The sequence below is a fragment of the Microtetraspora malaysiensis genome, from assembly GCF_050947145.1.
Classification (GTDB): domain Bacteria; phylum Actinomycetota; class Actinomycetes; order Streptosporangiales; family Streptosporangiaceae; genus Microtetraspora_A; species Microtetraspora_A malaysiensis.
This window is the reverse complement of record NZ_CP191998.1, coordinates 5,515,359-5,532,747: the sequence shown is the minus strand read 5'-3', so window position 1 is coordinate 5,532,747 and position 17,389 is coordinate 5,515,359. Positions and strand designations below refer to the sequence as shown.

General features: G+C 71.6%; 17 protein-coding genes. 4 read left to right on the top strand and 13 right to left on the bottom strand.

Annotated features, from left to right (window positions below):
- Positions 1–27: 27 nt before the first annotated feature.
- On the bottom strand, positions 28–897 hold the full coding sequence (locus ACQP1V_RS26200; protein ID WP_433412616.1) for a DUF7065 domain-containing protein: 870 nt from the start codon (positions 895–897) through the stop codon (positions 28–30).
- Positions 898–987: 90 nt separating this feature from the next.
- Between ACQP1V_RS26200 and ACQP1V_RS26195 the strand changes: the two genes are divergently transcribed.
- Together ACQP1V_RS26195 and ACQP1V_RS26190 are read left to right on the top strand one after the other, a co-directional pair.
- Complete coding sequence (locus ACQP1V_RS26195) at positions 988–1,809, top strand: thioesterase II family protein (RefSeq protein ID WP_433412614.1); 822 nt, start codon at positions 988–990, stop codon at positions 1,807–1,809.
- Complete coding sequence (locus tag ACQP1V_RS26190) at positions 1,806–3,011, top strand: cytochrome P450 (protein ID WP_433412612.1); 1,206 nt, start codon at positions 1,806–1,808, stop codon at positions 3,009–3,011. The genes ACQP1V_RS26195 and ACQP1V_RS26190 overlap by 4 nt, the downstream gene beginning before the upstream one ends.
- Positions 3,012–3,017: 6 nt before the next feature.
- On the opposite strand, the gene ACQP1V_RS26185 is transcribed toward ACQP1V_RS26190, so the two are convergent.
- The 4 genes from ACQP1V_RS26185 to ACQP1V_RS26170 are packed head-to-tail and all read right to left on the bottom strand — an operon-like array spanning position 3,018 to position 6,823.
- Positions 3,018–3,872 carry an alpha/beta fold hydrolase gene (locus tag ACQP1V_RS26185; RefSeq protein WP_433412610.1) on the bottom strand — a complete coding sequence of 285 codons (855 nt, stop codon included), beginning with the start codon at positions 3,870–3,872 and terminating at the stop codon, positions 3,018–3,020.
- Between the two features lie 32 nt (positions 3,873–3,904).
- Positions 3,905–4,177: an acyl carrier protein gene (locus ACQP1V_RS26180; RefSeq protein ID WP_433412608.1), complete on the bottom strand. Its 273-nt coding sequence runs from the start codon at positions 4,175–4,177 to the stop codon at positions 3,905–3,907.
- A 16-nt stretch (positions 4,178–4,193) separates the two neighbouring features.
- Positions 4,194–5,690 carry an amino acid adenylation domain-containing protein gene (locus ACQP1V_RS26175; RefSeq protein ID WP_433412606.1) on the bottom strand — a complete coding sequence of 499 codons (1,497 nt, stop codon included), beginning with the start codon at positions 5,688–5,690 and terminating at the stop codon, positions 4,194–4,196.
- Positions 5,687–6,823: an acyl-CoA dehydrogenase family protein gene (locus ACQP1V_RS26170; protein WP_433213763.1), complete on the bottom strand. Its 1,137-nt coding sequence runs from the start codon at positions 6,821–6,823 to the stop codon at positions 5,687–5,689. Before ACQP1V_RS26170 ends, ACQP1V_RS26175 begins: the two co-directional genes overlap by 4 nt.
- Before the next feature lie 168 nt (positions 6,824–6,991).
- On the opposite strand from ACQP1V_RS26170, the gene ACQP1V_RS26165 reads away from it, so the two are divergent.
- Together ACQP1V_RS26165 and ACQP1V_RS26160 are read left to right on the top strand one after the other, a co-directional pair.
- On the top strand, positions 6,992–7,645 hold the full coding sequence (locus ACQP1V_RS26165) for a class I SAM-dependent methyltransferase (RefSeq protein WP_387411781.1): 654 nt from the start codon (positions 6,992–6,994) through the stop codon (positions 7,643–7,645).
- A gap of 54 nt (positions 7,646–7,699) precedes the next feature.
- The gene (locus ACQP1V_RS26160; protein WP_433412604.1) at positions 7,700–8,065 is read left to right on the top strand and encodes a VOC family protein; all 366 of its coding nucleotides are present in this window, start codon (positions 7,700–7,702) and stop codon (positions 8,063–8,065) included.
- 86 nt (positions 8,066–8,151) lie between these two features.
- Here the strand turns inward: ACQP1V_RS26160 and ACQP1V_RS26155 are convergent, their stop codons facing one another.
- The 8 genes from ACQP1V_RS26155 to ACQP1V_RS26120 all read right to left on the bottom strand — a co-directional run bounded on the left by ACQP1V_RS26155 (position 8,152) and on the right by ACQP1V_RS26120 (position 17,137).
- Positions 8,152–8,418 carry a hypothetical protein gene (locus tag ACQP1V_RS26155; protein WP_433412602.1) on the bottom strand — a complete coding sequence of 89 codons (267 nt, stop codon included), beginning with the start codon at positions 8,416–8,418 and terminating at the stop codon, positions 8,152–8,154.
- Between the two features lie 67 nt (positions 8,419–8,485).
- Positions 8,486–9,901 (bottom strand): amidase, encoded by a 1,416-nt coding sequence (locus tag ACQP1V_RS26150; protein ID WP_433412600.1) that lies wholly within the window; start codon positions 9,899–9,901, stop codon positions 8,486–8,488.
- Between the two features lie 61 nt (positions 9,902–9,962).
- Positions 9,963–11,654, bottom strand: coding sequence for a CocE/NonD family hydrolase (locus tag ACQP1V_RS26145; RefSeq protein WP_433412598.1), 1,692 nt, complete (start codon positions 11,652–11,654; stop codon positions 9,963–9,965).
- A gap of 129 nt (positions 11,655–11,783) precedes the next feature.
- Positions 11,784–13,469 carry an ABC transporter substrate-binding protein gene (locus tag ACQP1V_RS26140; RefSeq protein ID WP_433412596.1) on the bottom strand — a complete coding sequence of 562 codons (1,686 nt, stop codon included), beginning with the start codon at positions 13,467–13,469 and terminating at the stop codon, positions 11,784–11,786.
- Positions 13,466–14,353 (bottom strand): ABC transporter ATP-binding protein, encoded by an 888-nt coding sequence (locus tag ACQP1V_RS26135; protein WP_433412594.1) that lies wholly within the window; start codon positions 14,351–14,353, stop codon positions 13,466–13,468. The genes ACQP1V_RS26140 and ACQP1V_RS26135 overlap by 4 nt, the downstream gene beginning before the upstream one ends.
- Complete coding sequence (locus ACQP1V_RS26130) at positions 14,350–15,348, bottom strand: ABC transporter ATP-binding protein (protein ID WP_433412592.1); 999 nt, start codon at positions 15,346–15,348, stop codon at positions 14,350–14,352. Before ACQP1V_RS26130 ends, ACQP1V_RS26135 begins: the two co-directional genes overlap by 4 nt.
- Positions 15,345–16,211 (bottom strand): ABC transporter permease, encoded by an 867-nt coding sequence (locus ACQP1V_RS26125; RefSeq protein ID WP_433412590.1) that lies wholly within the window; start codon positions 16,209–16,211, stop codon positions 15,345–15,347. Before ACQP1V_RS26125 ends, ACQP1V_RS26130 begins: the two co-directional genes overlap by 4 nt.
- Positions 16,208–17,137: an ABC transporter permease gene (locus tag ACQP1V_RS26120; RefSeq protein ID WP_433412588.1), complete on the bottom strand. Its 930-nt coding sequence runs from the start codon at positions 17,135–17,137 to the stop codon at positions 16,208–16,210. The genes ACQP1V_RS26125 and ACQP1V_RS26120 overlap by 4 nt, the downstream gene beginning before the upstream one ends.
- Positions 17,138–17,389 lie beyond the last annotated feature (252 nt).

Below are 17,389 nucleotides of genomic sequence, written 5' to 3'. Positions count from 1 at the left end.
ACACCCGGACCTGCTTAAATCGCAAGCTTAGCGCTGCGGCACGTTGCGCTCCCGCCACCCGATGCCGTGCCGTACGGCGCCGTCCCGTTCCCTGCCGGCCGGTTCGGTGACGGCCCGCACTTTGGTCATCGCCCGCCGCAGCCGGCTCAGCCTCCCATCGGGAGCGCGCAGCTCGATCGTGACGTGCGCGATGTCGGAGAACTCCAGCACGGTGCCGTTCATCCGCAGCGAGTCCGCGCCGGCGGCCACGTCGTCGACGGGCTGCGGCGAGTCGCCCGGAGCCAGGAGGTAGCCGTCGGGCGGGATCCGGCCGCGGGCGTCCAGGTGGGTGGCCTGGAAGCGGGTGCCGTCGGAGAGCCGGCCCGCGCACCAGGTCCAGCCGATCCGCCACCAGTCGCGAACCCCCCAGGAGTGATCCCGCTGGCCCGGGCCCTCCACCGGGAACGCGGCGCCGCCGAGGGCGACCTCGCCGACCGCCCAGCCGGACTGCTCCATCCGGCTGCCGCGCGCGTAGCCGTACGGGGGAGCCTGCTCCCGCCAGGTGAGATCCAGCCTGAACCCGTCGCCGCCCGCGGTCAGGCGCCAGCCGCCGTCTCCCGGCTCGACCCGGAACCGCAGCGCCGGATCGTCCGCCGTCCACGGCAGGTCGCGGCCGTCGGTCAGCGGCACCTCCAGCGCGTATCCCGTCGCGCGGTCACCCGCCACCACGTAGGCCCAGTACCAGCGCCGTCCGAGCAGGGGATAGTCGCCGACCCGCACGAAACCGCCCGCGGTGCCGTCGGCCGCGGCGAAGTCGAAATACCACGACTCGCCCCACAGGCGGTCGGTGCCCGGCTGGTGCAGGCGCGCCGGGGTCGCGCCGCCGGCGGGCGGCGCGGCGTCCCTGTCGAGGTCCATGTCAGGCACACCTTATGGTCGAGCACGCCCCGCTGTCGGGGACGCCGGCGTGGACAGGCGGGCGGATGAGCGGGCGGGTGGGCGGGCATTGTGGCGGGCGGCCGATCCTGCTGGAATGCGACCGTGTGTAACGGCAGCCTGAGGCCCCTGGGCGAGCCGTCCGGGCGCGCCGCGTCGTTGGTCTGTTGCCCGCACGCGGGCGGGACGGCCGCGTTCTTCCGGAGCTGGCCGACCTATTTCCCACCTGACATCCACGTCGTGCCCGTGCAGTACCCGGGCCACGGCGACCGGCTCGACGAGTCGTGCCTGGACGACGTGCACGAGCTGAGCGCCCTGCTTGCCGCCGAGGTGGCGGACCTGCCGGGGCTGATCCTGTTCGGGCACAGCTTCGGCGCCGCCGTCGCCTTCGAGGCGGCGGTACGGCTGAGCGCCGCCGGCACGCCGCCGCTGGCCGTCTACATCTCCGCCAGAGGTGCCCCGCACCACGACCTCGAACGGGTCCGGCCGCCGCGCACCGACGCGGCGATCTGGCAGGAGATGGAACGGCTCGGCGGGACGCCGCCGGAGATCGCGGCCGCCCCCGAGTGGCGCGAGTTGCTGACGCCGATACTGCGCGCCGACTTCCACGCCGATGCCGACTACCGGCCCAGCCCCACCCGGCTGCCCTGTCCGATCACGGTCCTGCTGGGCGAGGACGACGCGGACCTGCCGGCCGCCTCGATCGAGGCCTGGCGGGAGTACACCACCGCGGAGTTCGCCGTCCGGGTGTTCCCCGGCGGCCACTTCTACCTGGCCGACCACGTCCCCGCCATCGCCGCGCAGGTGGCAGGGCAGGTGGCGGCGCTGCGCTCCCCGTCGACCCGCGCCGGCGGGGACGGCGCGCGGTCATCCACGTCCGGGGGCACCCCGTGATCGACGCTGCCGAGCTGAGCATCCGCGAGCTGCGCGAGATCGACCTGCTCGATCCGAACACGTTCGTCGACTACGACCTGACGTCCCTGTGGCGGAGCCTGCGCCATCAGAGCCCGATATTTCGGCATCCGCACGGGTTCTGGGTGCTGACCCGGTACGCGGATGTGGTCGCCGCCTACAAGGATCCCCGGTTCGGCTCCGACGGCGGCAACGTGCTGTCCACGCTGATGGCGGGCGGCGACTCGGCCGCGGGCGCCATGCTGGCGGTCACCGACGGGGCGCGCCATCGGCGCCTGCGCACCGCGCTCGTCGACGCGCTGCGGCCCAGGACGATGAACGCCCTGGCGGAGCCGCTGCGGGCCCGTACCGGCGAGCTGGTGCGGGCGATGACCTCGGGCCGGCCGTTCGACTTCGCCTCCGAGATCGCCGAACGGCTGCCGATGGGTACTATCTGCGACCTGATGGGCATTCCGGCAGGCGACCGCGCCGAGCTGCTGGAGTGGAACAAGCAGGCGCTGAGCTCCGACATCGCCGGCACGACCGAGGCCGACGCCCAGCTCGCCCGCGGCGAGATCCTCCTGTATCTCAGCGACCTGGTGCAGGAGCGCCGCGAGCGGGCCGGGACCGACGTGGTCACCGAGCTGGTCGCGCACCGGCCGGAGGACGGGGAGCCGCTGAGCGACGAGGAGATCGTCTACAACTGCTACAGCCTGCTCATCGGCGGGGACGAGTCGAGCCGGATGTCCGCCGTCTGCGGGGTGCTGGCCTTCTGCGAGCGGCCCGAGGCCTGGCGCCGGGTGCGGGACGGCGAGGTCGGCGTGGACTCCACGGTCGAGGAGATCCTGCGCTGGACCACCCCGGCGATGCATGTCGGGCGGCGGGCCAGGGCCGAGGCCGAGGTCGGTGGCCACCGCATCGCCGAAGGCGACATCGTGACGCTGTGGAACAGCTCCGCCGACCGCGACGAGACGGTCTTCCCCTCACCCGAGACCTTCGACCCCGCACGGCGGCCGAACCGCCACCTCGCCTTCGGGTACGGGCCGCACTTCTGCGTCGGTGCCCAGCTCGGCAGGCTCGAACTGAGGATCCTGCTGGAGGCGCTGCGGGAGTCGGTCACCGAGATGACGCTGGCGGGCAAGCCGCGCCGGATCTACTCCAACTTCCTGTACGGCTACAGCACCCTTCCCGTGGTGTTCACCTGACATCCCTCACGCCACGGCGGCCAGGAACTCCCGCATCAGGCGCATGAACCCGGCGAAGTCGCCGCGGTGGAGCTCGTGCCCGCTGCCCGGAAGCTCGCCCGCGACGCAGTGACCCGGCAGACACTCGCGGGCGAGCTGCCAGTCCGCGTCGCTCAGCATGCCGCCGCGCCGCGGATCGCCGCGCAGGACGAGCGCTGGAACCTTCACCCGCGCCAGGAGCGGGAGCAGCGGGCCCGCGGCGGCGCCCTCGTCGATTGCGCTGAGGTAGACCTGCACGTCGGCCCCGCGCAGCTCCTCCAGCAGGCTCTCCCGGTCGACCGGATGCCAGTCGCGGCAGACCAGGTCCACCCACTTCGCCACGTACTCCGGCGAGCTGCGCATCATCCGCAGGAAGTCGCGCACCACCGGCTGGGTCGCCGTGGCCGCCATGTCGGGCGGCAGCTCCTCCAGCACCAGGCCGCTCAGCACCGGCGGCACCCGGTCGGCCACCGCGCCGGTCGCCAGCGCGAGCGCCGCCGCGCCGCCCCAGCAGTGCCCGATCAGCAGGGGAGCGTGGACGCGCAGGGCGCGGAGGAGGTCGTCCAGGTCGCCGGCGACCTCGCGCAGGCCGTACGACCCGGCGGGCGGTCTGACGCTGGCGCCGCTGCCACGCAGGTCCACGGCGAGCACGTCCATCCCCGCCGCGCCCAGCGCCGCCCCGACGCGGGCCCATGTCGCCCAGGTGCCGCCGTTGCCGTGCACCAGGACCGCGCTGGGAGCCGGGACGTCCGGCGTCCACCTGCGGTAGTGGAACCGGCCCGCGGGCAGGTCGACGTAGTGTGACGTCCCGGAATCGGCGACGGAGCGGAGGTCCTGAGTCATGCTGCCGCCCGGCCCGCGCTCAGGCGAAGCGCTCACTGGGCGGCCTTCGCCTGGCCGCCGTTGGAGCGGACCAGCTCCGCGATGCTGCGCACGTCCTGGAAGTTCGAGGCGTTGAGCTGCTCTGGCGGGATCTGGGAACCGAGCTCGTCGTGGATGAAGCCGACGAGCCTGGCGGTCTTGAACGAATCGAGTACGCCCCACGCGAGCAGCGGCGTCTGGTCGGTCAGCTCGCCCGCGGGATCGCCGTCGAGGAACTGCGTGCGGATGAACACCAGGAGGTCGGACACGATCTGGTCGTCGGCCACCTTGCTTTCCTTCCTGCTACCGCCCGGCGGCGGGGTGGTGATTGGCTCGCCGGCCGAGTGCGGCGCGGTCGACTTTTCCGTTCCCGGTGCGGGGCAGCCCGGCGACCAGGTGGATCCGATCGGCGATCATGTAAGGAGGAAGGCGCTCCGCGCTGTGCCGCTTGAGCGCCAGCAGCCCCGGCGCCCGGCCGCTCACCGGCACCACGAACGCCTCCAGCCGCGCGTCATCGCCGTCCCCCACGACGATCACCGCGGCCTCGTCGACCTCCGGGTGGGCGGCCAGCGCCGCCTCGACGTCGCCCAGCTCCATCCGGCACCCGCGCACTTTCACCAGGTGGTCGCGCCTGCCGAGGTAGTCGAAGCCGCCGTCCGGCAGCACCCGGACGATGTCACCCGTGGGATAGGGCCCCTTCTGCGGGTCGCGCCCCCAGTAGCCGAGCATCACCGTGGGCCCCTCCACCCACAGCTCGCCCTCCTCGCCCGGCCCGGCCCGGTCGCCCTCGCTCGTGAGCGCCCACACTGTGTCGCCGCCGGCCGCCATGCCGATCGGCGCCGGGCGGTCGCGCTCCAGGTCGGCGGGCCCGACCTGGTGGAAGGTGCACACGTTGGTCTCGGTCGGGCCGTACAGGTTGAGCAGCCGCGCGGAGGTCCACGCGGCCAGCTCGCGCAGCTTGGTGATGGGGAAGGGCTCCCCGGCGAACAGTACGGCGCGCAGCGCGCCCGGCGCACGCCGCTCCAGCAGGCCGCCCTCGCGGATCATCAGGGTCAGCGCGGACGGGACCGAGTACCACACGCTGATCCGTTGCTCGTGCAGCAGCTCGACCAGGCGCTTGGGCGAGTAGGCGAGGCCGTTGGGGACGAGGTGGACCAGGGCTCCGGCGCTGAAGGCGGCGTAGATGTCCAGGACCGACAGGTCGAAGGACAGCCCCGCGTGGTTGGCGAAGCGGTCCTGCGGGACCGCGGCCAGCTCGGCCGCCGCCCAGTCCACGAACGCGCGGGCGTTGCCGTGGCTGATGGACACGCCCTTCGGCACGCCGGTTGAGCCCGAGGTGTAGAGGATGAAGGCCAGGTCATCGGTGCCGGCCGTCTCGTTGACCGGTTCGTTGGCCGGCTCGGGGCCGCCGGGCGCCGCCGCCGTGGCGAGATCGAGCATGCCGGGTGCCGCGCCGTAGTCGCCGGCCGCCCGCAGCAGCGGGCCGTCCCCGCACAGCAGGCGCGCGTCGCAGTCGCGGATCACGGTCGCGGCGCGGGCGGGCGGGGTGGCCGGGTCCAGCGGGACGTAGGCGGCGCCGAGCCGCAGGACGGCCTGCATCGCCGCCACCACGTCCGGCGACTTCTCCGCCCAGATGGCCACGCGATCGCCCCTGACGACCCCGGCCTCGCGCATCACGGCCGCGAGCGCGTTGGCTCGGCGGTCCAGCTCGGCGTAGGAAAGCTCACCTCCGGCCCCGGCCACGGCGGGCCGGTGCGGGTGGAGGGCCGCCGCGTCGATGGCGAGCTGGTGCAAGGTCATAGCCCGGCCCCGTTGGCGATGATCTCCCGCTGGATGTCGCTGGTGCCGGAGAAGATGACGCTGGGCACCGAGTCGCGTAGCTGCGCCTCGCTGCCGGCGCCCGACAGGTAGCCGGGGCCGCCGAAGATCTGGACGGCGTCCAGGCTGTTGGCCACCGTCGCCTCCGAGACCGCGAGCTTGGCCAGCGCGGTCGCCTGGGCGTCGGACCGCTCCCGGTCCAGCAGCCAGCAGGCCCGGTAGAGCAGCAGCCGCGCCGACTCCAGCCGCTGGGTCATGGTGGCGATCCGGTGCGAGACCGCCTGGAAGGCGCCGATCGGCCTGCGGAACTGGCGCCGCCGCTTGGCGTGGGCCACGCACTCGTTCAACTGGCGGCGCATCTGGCCCAGGTAGAGGGCGAACAGGCAACCGCGCTCCCAGCTCATCGAATGCTTGAAGATCGCGTTGCCCTGGCCCTCCGCGCCCAGCCGGTAGCGCACCGGCACCCGGCAGTCGGCGAACTCCACCCGCCCGGCGGGGCAGGCGTGCAGGCCCATCTTGGTGAACGGCTCGCCGACCGTGACACCCGGCAGGTCTCTGGGTACGGCCAGCGCGGTCTGGCCCAGGAAGCCGGCCTTCTCGTCAGAGGTGCCGTAGACGACGAACACGTCGGCCGCCGAGGCGTTGCTGACGAAGGACTTCACGCCGTGCAGCACGTAGTCGCCGCCGTCGCGGACGATCGTCGTGCCCAGGGTCCCGATGTCGGACCCTGCCGCGTCCTCCGTCATCGCGTTGGCGGCGACCAGAGTGCCGGCGGCCATGCCTTCCAGCAGTTCGGCGCGCACGGGGTCGGTGCCGAAGTCGCGCACCGGGACCGCGCAGGCCAGCAGGTGGGCGCCGATCGCGAAGGCCAGGCCGGAGTCGGCCCCGCCCTCGGTGAAGGCTTCCAGGCAGAGCGCGGTGTCCAGCGCGCCCAGGCCGCCCCCGCCGTACTTCGACGGCAGGCACAAGCCCGTCATGCCCAGGCTCGCGGCGGCCAGCCATTCCTCGCGGGAGAACGGGACACGCGGTCCGACCAGGTCTTGAACCTGCCCGCGGACACCCGCGAGCACTTCCTCGTAGCGCCTGCGCTGTGCTTCGCTGAAGTCGAAATCCATGCTTTGCACCAACTCGTCCGGAGCGGAGAAGGACACGGTGGCCGACAGGACGTTGGCAATCTGGCACAGCGTTCTCCGTCTGTCGAGCGTGTCGGTCGGCTCCTATGGAGGCGGGGCACGGCATGCCATGATGGGGCCGAAGGATCAGGTCCGAAGGAGGGCACGGTTTTGTCCGAGCGATCGAAAACGCTCGCCGACGACCCTTACGGCGGTCGGCGCCCGACCAGTCACGAGCGGCAGTCGGGGGAGCCGTGGGACGCGTCCTACCAGGACGGCCCCGCGCCGTGGGACATCGATGGTCCGCAGCCGGCGCTCGTCCGCCTGGCTTCCCGAGGCGGCCTCGCCGGCACGGTGCTCGACGCGGGCTGCGGCAGCGGCGACAACACCCTCCACGTGGCCTCGCTGGGCCTGCGGGTGCTGGGCGTGGACGTGGCGGAGACCGCCTTGGAGCAGGCCAGGGCCAAGGCCCGCGAGCGCGGGCTGGAGGCCGAGTTCGCCGTGGCGGACGCGCTACGCCTGGGGGATCTGGGGCGCGAGTTCGATACGGTGCTGGACTCCGGTCTCTTCCACACCTTCGACGGCGAGGAGCGGCCGGAGTACGTCTCGGGCCTGGCCTCGGTGACCGCGCACGGCGGCACCCTGTACGTGCTGTGCTTCAGCGACGAGGGGCCGGAGCCGGGGCCGCACCCCGTCAGCCGGGAAGAGCTGACGGCGGCGTTCTCCTCCGGGTGGAGCATCGCCGCCATCGAGCCCGAGCGGGTCCTGACCAGGCGCCACCCCGACGGTGCGCCCGGCTGGCTCGCCACGATCAAACGGATCTAGCCGGCCTGCGCCGCCCCCTCCTGTCCCATAAGAAGAGAGCGAAGGGTGTTGACGATGGGAACGTCCGAGTCCTGGCAGCGGCCGACCGTGACGCCGAGGATCATCACCGGCGACCCGGCCGGGCTTGTCGGCTTCCTCAAGGAGGTGTTCGGCGCTCAGGGCGAGATCCAGGGTGAACGGCCGGTCGAGATGCGGTTCGGCGACTCGCTCGTCATGGTGAGCGACGGCGGGGGAGTGCACGCGGATACGCCCGCCTTCCTCATCGTCTACGTCGACGACACCGACGCCGCCTTCGCCCGCGCCGTGGCGGCCGGGGCGGCTGTGCAGGACAAACCGGATGACATGCCATGGGGTGACCGGCGCGCCACCGTCCGCGACAAGTGGGGCAACACCTGGCAGATCGCGACGTCGCGCCACTGACCACTCCTGGCCGTGCGTAGGGCCACTGCGTCGACTTCGCCCCGCGCGACCGCCGCCTCACCCGCTGCCGCAACAGCGTCGGCGCGTCACCCGAGATCGGGCATGTCCCTGAGCCGCCTGCGCGACGTGATACCGAGTTCGCGGAAGATGCCGCGCAGGTGGGCGTCCATGAGCACCAGGTCGGGCCGGAGGCAGCGGGCCAGCTCCACGGCCTGCTCCCCCGTCCCGGCCTCGCCGACGGCCTCGGGGGCGGGAGCCGCGGCGGATGCCCAGGAACGGTCGGGGTTGCTGGCCGTCCCGAGCAGCGCCGCCCCGGCTCGAACACGTAGGGAACGCCAGGCAGGCCGTCTCAAGGTGGCGATCATCCGCCGGAATCAGGCACGCTGTACCGCCCTGGGCTGATCCCGGCCGGGCCCCGGGTTAGAGCGCTTCGGGGCGGACCACCCACGGCCGGACACGCTCGACGGCGGCGCCGATGTGGAAGACGGCGGCGTCATCATAGCTGCGGCCGACGATCTGTACCCCGGTCGGCACGCCGTTGGACGCGCGTCCGGACGGGACGTTGAGCACTGGGCAGCGGCTGGCGATGTTGAAGACCGTCGTCAGCACATATTCCATGTAGTGGTCGAGCTCGACGCCGTTCACGGTGAGCTTGGTGTCGATGTACTCCTCGCCCGCGCGCAGGCCGGGCGCGCCCGTGGTCGGGCAGATCAGCGCGTCGTAGCGGTCGAGCAGCTCGCCGATGGGGGTGTAGATCGCCGCCTCCAGCTCAAGGCCGGCGAGGAAGCCGCCGGTCTCCTCCGAAACGGCGCGAGAGTACGCGGCGAAATCCAGCGCGTACCGGGTGAGCGTGTCGCCGTGCTCGGCGGCGACCTGGCCGACCGATGGGCCGAAGACGGCGCCGAAGTGGGTGAACGTGGCACGCATGACGTCGGCGCGGCGCAGCCCGACCGTGACCTCCTCGACGACGGCCCCGGCCTCCCGCAGTGCGTCGGCCACGGCCCGGGTGTTGGTCGCGATGTCCGGCTCGATCTCCCAGTCGCCCAGGTTCGGCGCGTACGCGATGCGCATCCCGGCCACGTCGCCGAGCCGGTCGGGGATCTGGACGGCGGGGCGGATCGAGACCACGTCATGCGGGTGCGGGCCGGCGATGACGTTCTGCAGTAGCGCGCAGTCCGCCACCGTGCGGGCCATCGAGCCCTCATGGCAGTAGTGGTCGAGGTTGAACGGCGGCATGACGGGCACCCGCCCGTAGGGCGGCTTGTAGCCGACCGTGCCGGTGTTGGCGGCGGGCAGCCGGATCGAGCCGCCGATGTCGGAGCCGGTCGCCAGCGCGGCGGTGCCCGAGGCGAGCGCCGCGCCGGAGCCGCCCGACGAGCCGCCGGGGGAGTAGTCGAGGTTCCAGGGGTTGCGGGTGACGCCCCACAGCTTCGAGTGCGTGAACGCGGCACAGCAGAACTCGGGCGTCGTCGTGCGGGCGTGAATGATGCCGCCCGCGGCGACGATCCGTTCGACGACCGGGTGGGTCACCTCGGCCACGTGGTCGGCGTACGCGAGCGAGCCGCTCCTGGCCGGCCGTCCGGCGATCGGCTGCTCGTCCTTGGCCGCCACGGGGAGCCCTTCCAGCGGGCGCGGCGAGCCGTCGACGTAGGCGCGCTCGGCCTGCTTGGCCTGGAGGAGGGCCTCCTCGAAGGTGCGCTCACTCAGCGCGTTGACCTGGGGTTCGACGGCCTCGGCCCGCTCCACGACGGCGGTCATCAGCTCGACGGGGGACAGCTCGCGGGATCGGAACATCCGCAGGGCCTCGGTCGCGGGCAGGTAGGGGAGATCGGTCATGAGGCCACACTCCTTGTCGCGTTGTGGGGTGAAGGGATCCGGTGGGGTCCGGCGGGGCGGATCATCCGAGCCGTCCTCTGATCGGGAGGCGGAGTACCGCGCCGTCCGATCCCCCGAGGCGCAGCGTCTGCCGGGCCGCCCGAGACGAGGACGCGTGCCACGGATCCTCGTCGTTGCCGGGATGTACGAGATAGAGCGGGAAGCACGAACCGCTGATCGCCAGGCGCAGGCGGTGCCCGGGCCGGACCCGGTAGGCGGTGTCGCCGAGGCGCACGCGTACCCGGGCCGGACCGGCCACGGTGGACGCGATCTCCGCCCCCTCCAGCACCATGCGCGCCCGCCCGGAGGGATAGACGTCGAGCAACCGGACGATCACGTGGGTGGACGGCGCGTCGGCGTCCACCGTCAACGTGACCTCCACCGGCCCCACGATGTCGAACGGCGTGTCCTGCGCCTCCCCGGTGAAGGTCGCCACATCGTCGCGCGCATGGACGACCTGCTCGTCCGGAAGCCCGGAGAGCTGGCTCCACTCGACGGCGACCAGGTAGGGAACCGGGTTGAGTGGGTCGTGTGTCCACGAGACGCTCGTGCCCGTGCCCTCCGTGCGCGGGCGCAGCGCGCCGCCGTCCGCCCCGGACAGCGCCCGTTCCCCTTCCGCCAGGTGCAGCTCGACCAGGTCGACGTCCCCAGCCGGCCAGCGGTCCGCGATCTGCCAGCCGGAGTTCGCGACCCGGTACCGGACCCGGGGAGCCCGCCACCGGCCCGCGCGGCCCGACAGGTAGTGGTCGAGGAACCGGATGGGCTCATCCAGCATCCTGGGCAGATAGCGCACGAGCGCGTCGTCGTCGGCCTCGTGGTCGTCGACCGGGACGCCGTCCTCGCGCAGTTCCAGGTCCTCGTGATCCGTCGCGTTCATCCGGAGGAACTGGTGCGCCGCCGCCGGGGACGAGCCGGTCCAGCGCCAGTCATCGAGTTGGCTTCGCTGGAGGTTGTCCCACCAGCCGCCCATGTGGAGCGCGGGCAGCTTCATGACCGGGGCGGGCGGTCCGGAGGGGAACGAGCGCCGCAGCAGCGTGCCGTCGCCGCAGGCGCGGACGAGATCGTTGAGCAACGCGGCCATGTGGGCCGCGTATTCGGGGAGCGAGTCGAGCCCGGCCAGCGGTTCGGTTGGCAGGATGGCCCCGTCGAGCATGCCGAACGACGTGAACGTGTGCAGGACCCACTCGTAGAGCGGGAGCTTGGGCACGACGCCGGGCGAGAACATGTCCATGAACCGCGAGCCGGTGACGCGCGGGACGATCGCGCGCAATGCGGGGTGGGCGCTCGACACCGCGGCCCACTGGGTGAAGCCGTAGTAGGAGTCTCCCAGCATGCCGACCGTGCCGTCGCTCCAGGGCTGCGCGACGATCCAGTCGATCGTCTGGTGCCCGTCCGCGGTCTCGTTGACGAAGGGGAAGCGCTCGCCCTCGGACCGGAACTTTCCGCGGACGTCCTGGACCACGGCCGCGAAACCGTGGGCGTTGAGATAGGCGGCGACCGCCGGCATGAAGGTGTAGCGCCCGCACTTGTCGTACGGCAGGCGCACCAGCACGGTCGGCAGGTCCCGCCTGCTGGACTCGGGCAGGTAGACGTCCGTGGCCAGGCGCACGCCGTCACGCAGGCGCAGCATCGTGGCGTCGGCGCGTGCGTCGATCGGCGCCGGGGTGCTGCTCCAGCGCGGGCCGGTGGAAAGACCGGTGGAAGTGGTGCTCATGGACAGAACCGAATCTCCTCGTATGGGGGAAAGGGGAAGAAGGTGGCATGGCGACACCCGGCGCCGGCTGTGACGTGACCGGCGCCGCGATGCGTCCGCGGTCGGGAGGCGGGCCTGCGCGAGTGGGGGCTAGACGGCGCCGATCATGGCCGCCCAGGGCATCTGCAGGTACGCGAACGACGCCGGCGCGCCGGTGACGCGCTTGTTCATGTAGAGCTGCTGGTACGGAGCGGCGAGTGGGATGACGAGGCGTTCCGGCGTGTAGCGGGCTTGGGCTTCGATGAAGAGTTCGGCCGACTTTCGGGCGTCGGCCGTGTGCAGTCCCTCGTCCATCAGCCGGCGGACTTTGGGGTCGTCGTACCCCGTCCAGTTGAACAGGCCGTTGGGCCGGACGTAGTTGTCCGGGTAGGAGATCGGGTTGGCGAACTCGCTGTAGCCCACGGCGTAGACAAGGTCGACCTTCTTACGGCGCTCGGCGTTGTAGAAGAGGTCGGAGAATTCCGTCGGCTGGACCTGCCTGATCGTCATGGTGAGACCGATGTCCTTGGCGGCCGCCTGGACGAAGGTGAGGATCTGTAACGCGGTCTGGTCGCCGGCGGGCATCGCCGCCACGAACGCGCGGTTTGACGGGCCGGCCTCGGCGACGAGCGCCCGAGCCTTGTCCAGGTCGGGCTTGGCGGTGTCCTCCAGTTTCGCGTACGCCTCTTCGAAGATCTTCTGGGTGGGACCGGTTCCCCACATGCCCGGCGGGATCATGGTGTTCAGGGGTTCAGCGGCCGGACCGAACACGTTCGTGACCAGCGCGGTCTTGTCGATGGCCAGATCGAGCGCCTTCCTCACCTGGGCGTCGGCCATCGGGCCCGTCTTCTGCGCGGGAAGGAGCTCCACCATCTGGGTGCTCGGCCCGAGGTACAGCGTGCCCGACCCGGAGCCGGAGAGCACGGGATAGCTCGTGCTCGGCGGGCTGTACGTTCCGTCGACCTCTCCGGCGAGCAGCGCGCTCGTCAGCGTGCTCGAGTCGCTGATGAACGTGAAGACGACCTTCTTGGTCTTGGCCGCCCGGGTCTTGTCCCAGTAACGGTCGTTGCGGGTGAGCGTGATCTCCGCGCCGGGTGCCCACTTCTCCAGCGCGAAGGGGCCGGTGCACATCACGCCCCCTTTGGGCGTTCCGTAGGCGGCGCCCGCCTTCTCGACGTAGGACTTCTGGGAGATCAGACCCGCCGCTATGGCCATCGACTGCTCGAAGATCGCGCTCGGCCGCGAGAACCTGACGGTGACCTGCATCGGGCCTGTCTGTTTGATGGAGGTGACGGAGGCGTACGTCGACGACCAGAAGGAGCCGAGCTTCTTGTCTTTGGTGTGCCGTTCCAGGCTGTAGACGACGTCCTCCGGTGTGAGCGGGTCGCCGTCGGTGAACGTCACGCCCGGCCGCAGGTCGTAGACGAGCGTCCGGTCGTCGGGGCGGGTGACCTTCTCCGCCAGGCCGGGCTCGATCGAGAAGTCGGCGTTCATCCGCACCAGGCCCTCGCACAGGTTTCCTTCGACGGTGCTTCCGGGATAGTCGCCGGTCAGCGCGGGGTCGAGCGACGTCGGCTCCCCGTTGGGCAACGCCCACGTCAACTGCTCCAGTTGCCCGTCGCCCGGCGCCGTCGTGTACGTCACCGACTTCTCCAGATCCTTTCGCGAAACCTGCGCGGCCGGCTTGGCCGCGCATCCGGCGGCCAGTGACGACGCTGTCAGGCCGGCGGCGAGCGCGTAGAACGGGCGTCCGGTCGCGAACGCGGCGCGGTGTCGAGGATGGGTTCGGTCCCTCATTGGAGGGGCTCCTTCGTCTCGAATTCGGGGGGTGGGGGATGGCCGTTCGAGGCCGGCGGCTCACCGGCGGTCGTGCGGCGTCGCGGAGTCCACCCCGGACGCGGCACCGACGCGAGAAGCCGCCGCGTGTACGGATGAGCCGGCCGCTCGAGCACGTCCGCCACCGGCCCGCGCTCCACGATGCGGCCCGAGCGCATGACGACGACGTTGTCGCAGACCTGCTGGACGACGGCCAGATCGTGCGTGATGAACAGGTACGCGACACCGGTGGCCTCGCGGACGTCGGCGAGCACGTTGAGGACCTGGGCCTGGATCGACACGTCGAGCGCGGCGACGGCCTCGTCCAGGATCAGGACCTTCGGCTCCGCGGCTAGGGCGCGGGCGATGGCGACCCGCTGACGCTGTCCGCCGGACAGTGCGCGCGGCAGGGCGCCCGCCTGCCGCTCGTCGAGACCGACCTGATCGATCAGTTCGGCAACCCGGCGATCGCGCTCCCGCGCGTCCAAGCCGAAGTGCAGCGTGAGCACCTCGGCGATACAGTCGCGGACACGCTGGCGGGGATCCAGCGATGAATAGGGGTCCTGGAAGACGATCTGCACCTCACGCCCCCGCCGCCGGCGACGTGCGGCGCTCATGCGCCCGCGGCCCCGTTCCACCCCGTCGACGAGGACGGCGCCCGAAGTTGCGCGTTCGAGCCCCACGATGAGGCGGGCACAGGTGGTCTTGCCCGAGCCGGACTCGCCCACGACGGCCAGGGAACCGCCGAGCGCGAGGGTGAAGCTCTCGCGGTTCAGGGCCGTGAACTCGCCGTCGGGACAGTCCTCCGTGACGGCGACGGGGTACACCTTGCGCAGGTCGCGCACCTCGAGGACGGGGTGGCTCATCGGGCGCCTCCTTCCCCGACCGCAGCCTGGGATCCGGCCTCCCCGACGAAGTGGCAGGCGACCCGCCCTCCTGGGACGCGGGCGGGGGCGGGACGTTCCCGCCGGCACAGGTCGCGCACCATCGGGCAGCGGGTGGTGAACGCGCAGCCGGCGCCGACCTCGAACGCTGATATCGGCCGGCCCTCGATCGTCCGGAGGCGGGGCTCGCGTCGCCCGATCTCGGGGCGCGCGGCCAGGAGCCCCCTGGTGTAGGGGTGCGACGCGTCCGGAGTGAGCGCGCCGGCCAGCCGCTCCTCCACGATCGATCCGGCGTACATGACGGCGATCCGGTCGCAGACCGCGGCAGCGAGGTCGAGGTCGTGTGTGATGAAGAGCATGGCGAGGCCTCTCTCGCGGCGGAGCTCGTCGATGATCGCCACGACCTCCTCCTGTGTTGTGACGTCGAGGGCGGTCGTCGGCTCGTCGGCCAGGAGCAGGTCCGGCTCGGTGGCCAGCGCGGCGGCGATCATCACGCGCTGCAGGAGCCCGCCGGAGAGCTCGTGCGGGTGCTGACTCAGCCGTCGATCGACGTCGTCGACACCCACGGCGCGCATTAGCCGGGAGACCCGCTCCCGGGCCTGCGCGGCCGAGAGCCGCCCGTCGAGCCGCACGCCTTCCAGCAGGAAGTCCCCGATCCTCCGTACGGGGTTGATGTGTGCCCGGGGGTCCTGGAAGACCATGCCCACCCGTGTTGCCCGCCACCGGCGCAGCGCACGCCGGGGCATGCCGGGGATCGAGACGCCGTCGAACCGTATCTCGCCGGAGAGCCGCGCCCCCTCGGGGAGCAGCCGCATCACCGCCCGCGTCGTCATGGACTTTCCCGACCCGGACTCGCCGACCAGGGCGACCGCCTCGCCCGCCCGGACGTCGAGGGACACGTCGTGGATGACGGTCCGCATGTCCTTCTTCGCGGGGAGCTCCACGCGGAGCTGGTCGATCGACAGCAGGGCGCTCATCGGTTGTCTCCCAGGAACGTCCTGGACAACCCCTGGCCGAGCAGGTTGAAGGCCACAACGGCGACGACGATGGTGAGCCCGGCGGACAAGGACTGCTCCAGGTGGCCGGCGACGATCGACGGCTGGCCGTTCGCCACCATCAGTCCCCACTCGGGGGCGGGAGGCTGGGTGCCCAGGCCGAGGAAGGAGACGGCAGACAGGTCGAGCAGTGCGTACCCGAAGGCCACGGTCGCCTGCACGATCAGCAGCGGCAGCAGGTTGGGGACCAGATGCCGGGCACAGATCGCGGCAGCGCCGAACCCCTGCACCTCCAGCGCGGAGATGTAGGGAAGGTTGCGCTGGCGGATCGCGGCGGTTCGCAGCACCCGGGCGATGTAGGGGACGTAGGAGATCGACAGGGCGGCGGCCGGGGCCATCAGGCCGGGCCCGATGACCGCCACCGCGACGATCGCGAGAACGAGGCCGGGGAAGGCGAAGATCACGTCCAGGGCGCGCGAGACGAACGCGTCGAACCGTCCGCCGATCCAGGCGGCGGAGACGGCGACGAGGGTGCCGACGACGGCCGCGACGGCGACGACGATCGCCGGACCCAGGAGACTCGCCCGCGCGCCGTACAGCAGCCGGGACAGGATGTCCCGTCCCACGTCGTCCGTGCCCAGCGGATGCGCGCCGCCCGGCCCCTGGTAGACGGCGGACGGGTCGACCTGCGTCGGGTCGTACGGCGCGACGGCCGGCGCGAACACGGCGGCGAGGGTGAGCAGCGTCACGATGGCGCACGCCACGGCGGTGAGGGCGCCGAACCGGGAGGCCCGTGAGGTGATCTCGGGGGAGTCCGGCGCGGCGGCCAGTTGGAGGACGCTCATCCGGCCGTCCTCCTCGCGGCCCGCGGGTCGAGCAACGCGTTGGCAACGTCGACCAGCATGTTGACCACCACGAACGCGACGACGAGCACCAGTGAGATGGCCTGCACGATCGCGAGGTCCTGTTTGGCGGCACTCTGCACGAGAAGTGCCCCGACTCCGTTGATGCCGAACGCCTGCTCCGCCACCGCCGTGCCGGCGAAGAGTCCGGCGACGGTAAGGCCGCTGACGGTGAGGATCGGCCCCGACGCGTTGCGCAGGACATGGCGACGCAGGATCGACCGCTCCGGGACACCGCGACCGCGAGCGGTGTCGACGTGCTCCGAACGCAACTCTTCGCGTACGGCGGCCCGCGTCACCTGGGCGACGTAGGCGATCCATGAGAACGCCAGCGCGAAGGCGGGCAGGGTCAGATGCCACAACCGGTCGGCCAGGCCGCTTCCCGCGCCGAAGACGGGGAACCAGCCGAGTCCAGTGGCGAAGACCGCGACGAAGACGACGGCCATCACGAAGGTGGGCGCGCCCATCATCACCGTCGTGGCGACCGTGATGACGGCGCCGGCGTGCCTCTCCTTCCAGCCCGCGAGCAGGCCGAGCCCCACTCCGGCGACGATGATCACAATCGCCGCGTACGCGACGAGGAGCAGCGTGGTCAGCGCTCGGGCGGTGATGAGGTCGCCGACCGGGCTGCGGTAGACGAGTGACGTCCCGAAGTCACCGCGAACTGCCCCGCCGAGCCATCGGAGATAGCTCTGCCAGAACGGTTCGTCGAGGTGGAACTGGCTGCGTATCGCAGCCAGCGCCTCGGGATTCGGCTTGCTTCCCCCGACGAGCAACGACGCCGGATCGCCGGGTACGACGAACATGGCGCCGTAGATGACCACGCTGGCCACGACCAGTGTGGTGACAAGTGCGGTGAGTCGCCCCACTAATGATCGTGTGCGCGACGCTGCCCTGGAAGTGATGACGACACTCCCCTCTGTGCAGGTGAAATCGCGCGGGCCGGACACCGGCGCGGATCTCACGGAAGACGACGGGGCGGGTAGATGCAACGCTGTTGTATGACAGTGTTGTATGACGTTGTTGCAGGAAGCTATATGCTCTGCGAGACGGGCGTCAAGAACCGGTTTCCCGCGAAATCCCGGGGTCGTTTCCCCCGCGCAGGCGGGCGCCGTCGTCAC

Bases quoted from the DNA above. Each gene is read 5' to 3' on its own strand.
- ACQP1V_RS26170 (WP_433213763.1), bottom strand. From the start codon at position 6,823: ATGGATTTCGACTTCAGCGAAGCACAGCGCAGGCGCTACGAGGAAGTG.
- ACQP1V_RS26130 (WP_433412592.1), bottom strand. From the start codon at position 15,348: ATGAGCGCCCTGCTGTCGATCGACCAGCTCCGCGTGGAGCTCCCCGCG.
- ACQP1V_RS26185 (WP_433412610.1), bottom strand. From the start codon at position 3,872: ATGACTCAGGACCTCCGCTCCGTCGCCGATTCCGGGACGTCACACTAC.
- ACQP1V_RS26140 (WP_433412596.1), bottom strand. From the start codon at position 13,469: ATGAGGGACCGAACCCATCCTCGACACCGCGCCGCGTTCGCGACCGGA.
- ACQP1V_RS26150 (WP_433412600.1), bottom strand. From the start codon at position 9,901: ATGACCGATCTCCCCTACCTGCCCGCGACCGAGGCCCTGCGGATGTTC.
- ACQP1V_RS26200 (WP_433412616.1), bottom strand. From the start codon at position 897: ATGGACCTCGACAGGGACGCCGCGCCGCCCGCCGGCGGCGCGACCCCG.
- ACQP1V_RS26160 (WP_433412604.1), top strand. From the start codon at position 7,700: ATGGGAACGTCCGAGTCCTGGCAGCGGCCGACCGTGACGCCGAGGATC.
- ACQP1V_RS26135 (WP_433412594.1), bottom strand. From the start codon at position 14,353: ATGAGCCACCCCGTCCTCGAGGTGCGCGACCTGCGCAAGGTGTACCCC.
- ACQP1V_RS26125 (WP_433412590.1), bottom strand. From the start codon at position 16,211: ATGAGCGTCCTCCAACTGGCCGCCGCGCCGGACTCCCCCGAGATCACC.
- ACQP1V_RS26145 (WP_433412598.1), bottom strand. From the start codon at position 11,654: ATGAGCACCACTTCCACCGGTCTTTCCACCGGCCCGCGCTGGAGCAGC.
- ACQP1V_RS26175 (WP_433412606.1), bottom strand. From the start codon at position 5,690: ATGACCTTGCACCAGCTCGCCATCGACGCGGCGGCCCTCCACCCGCAC.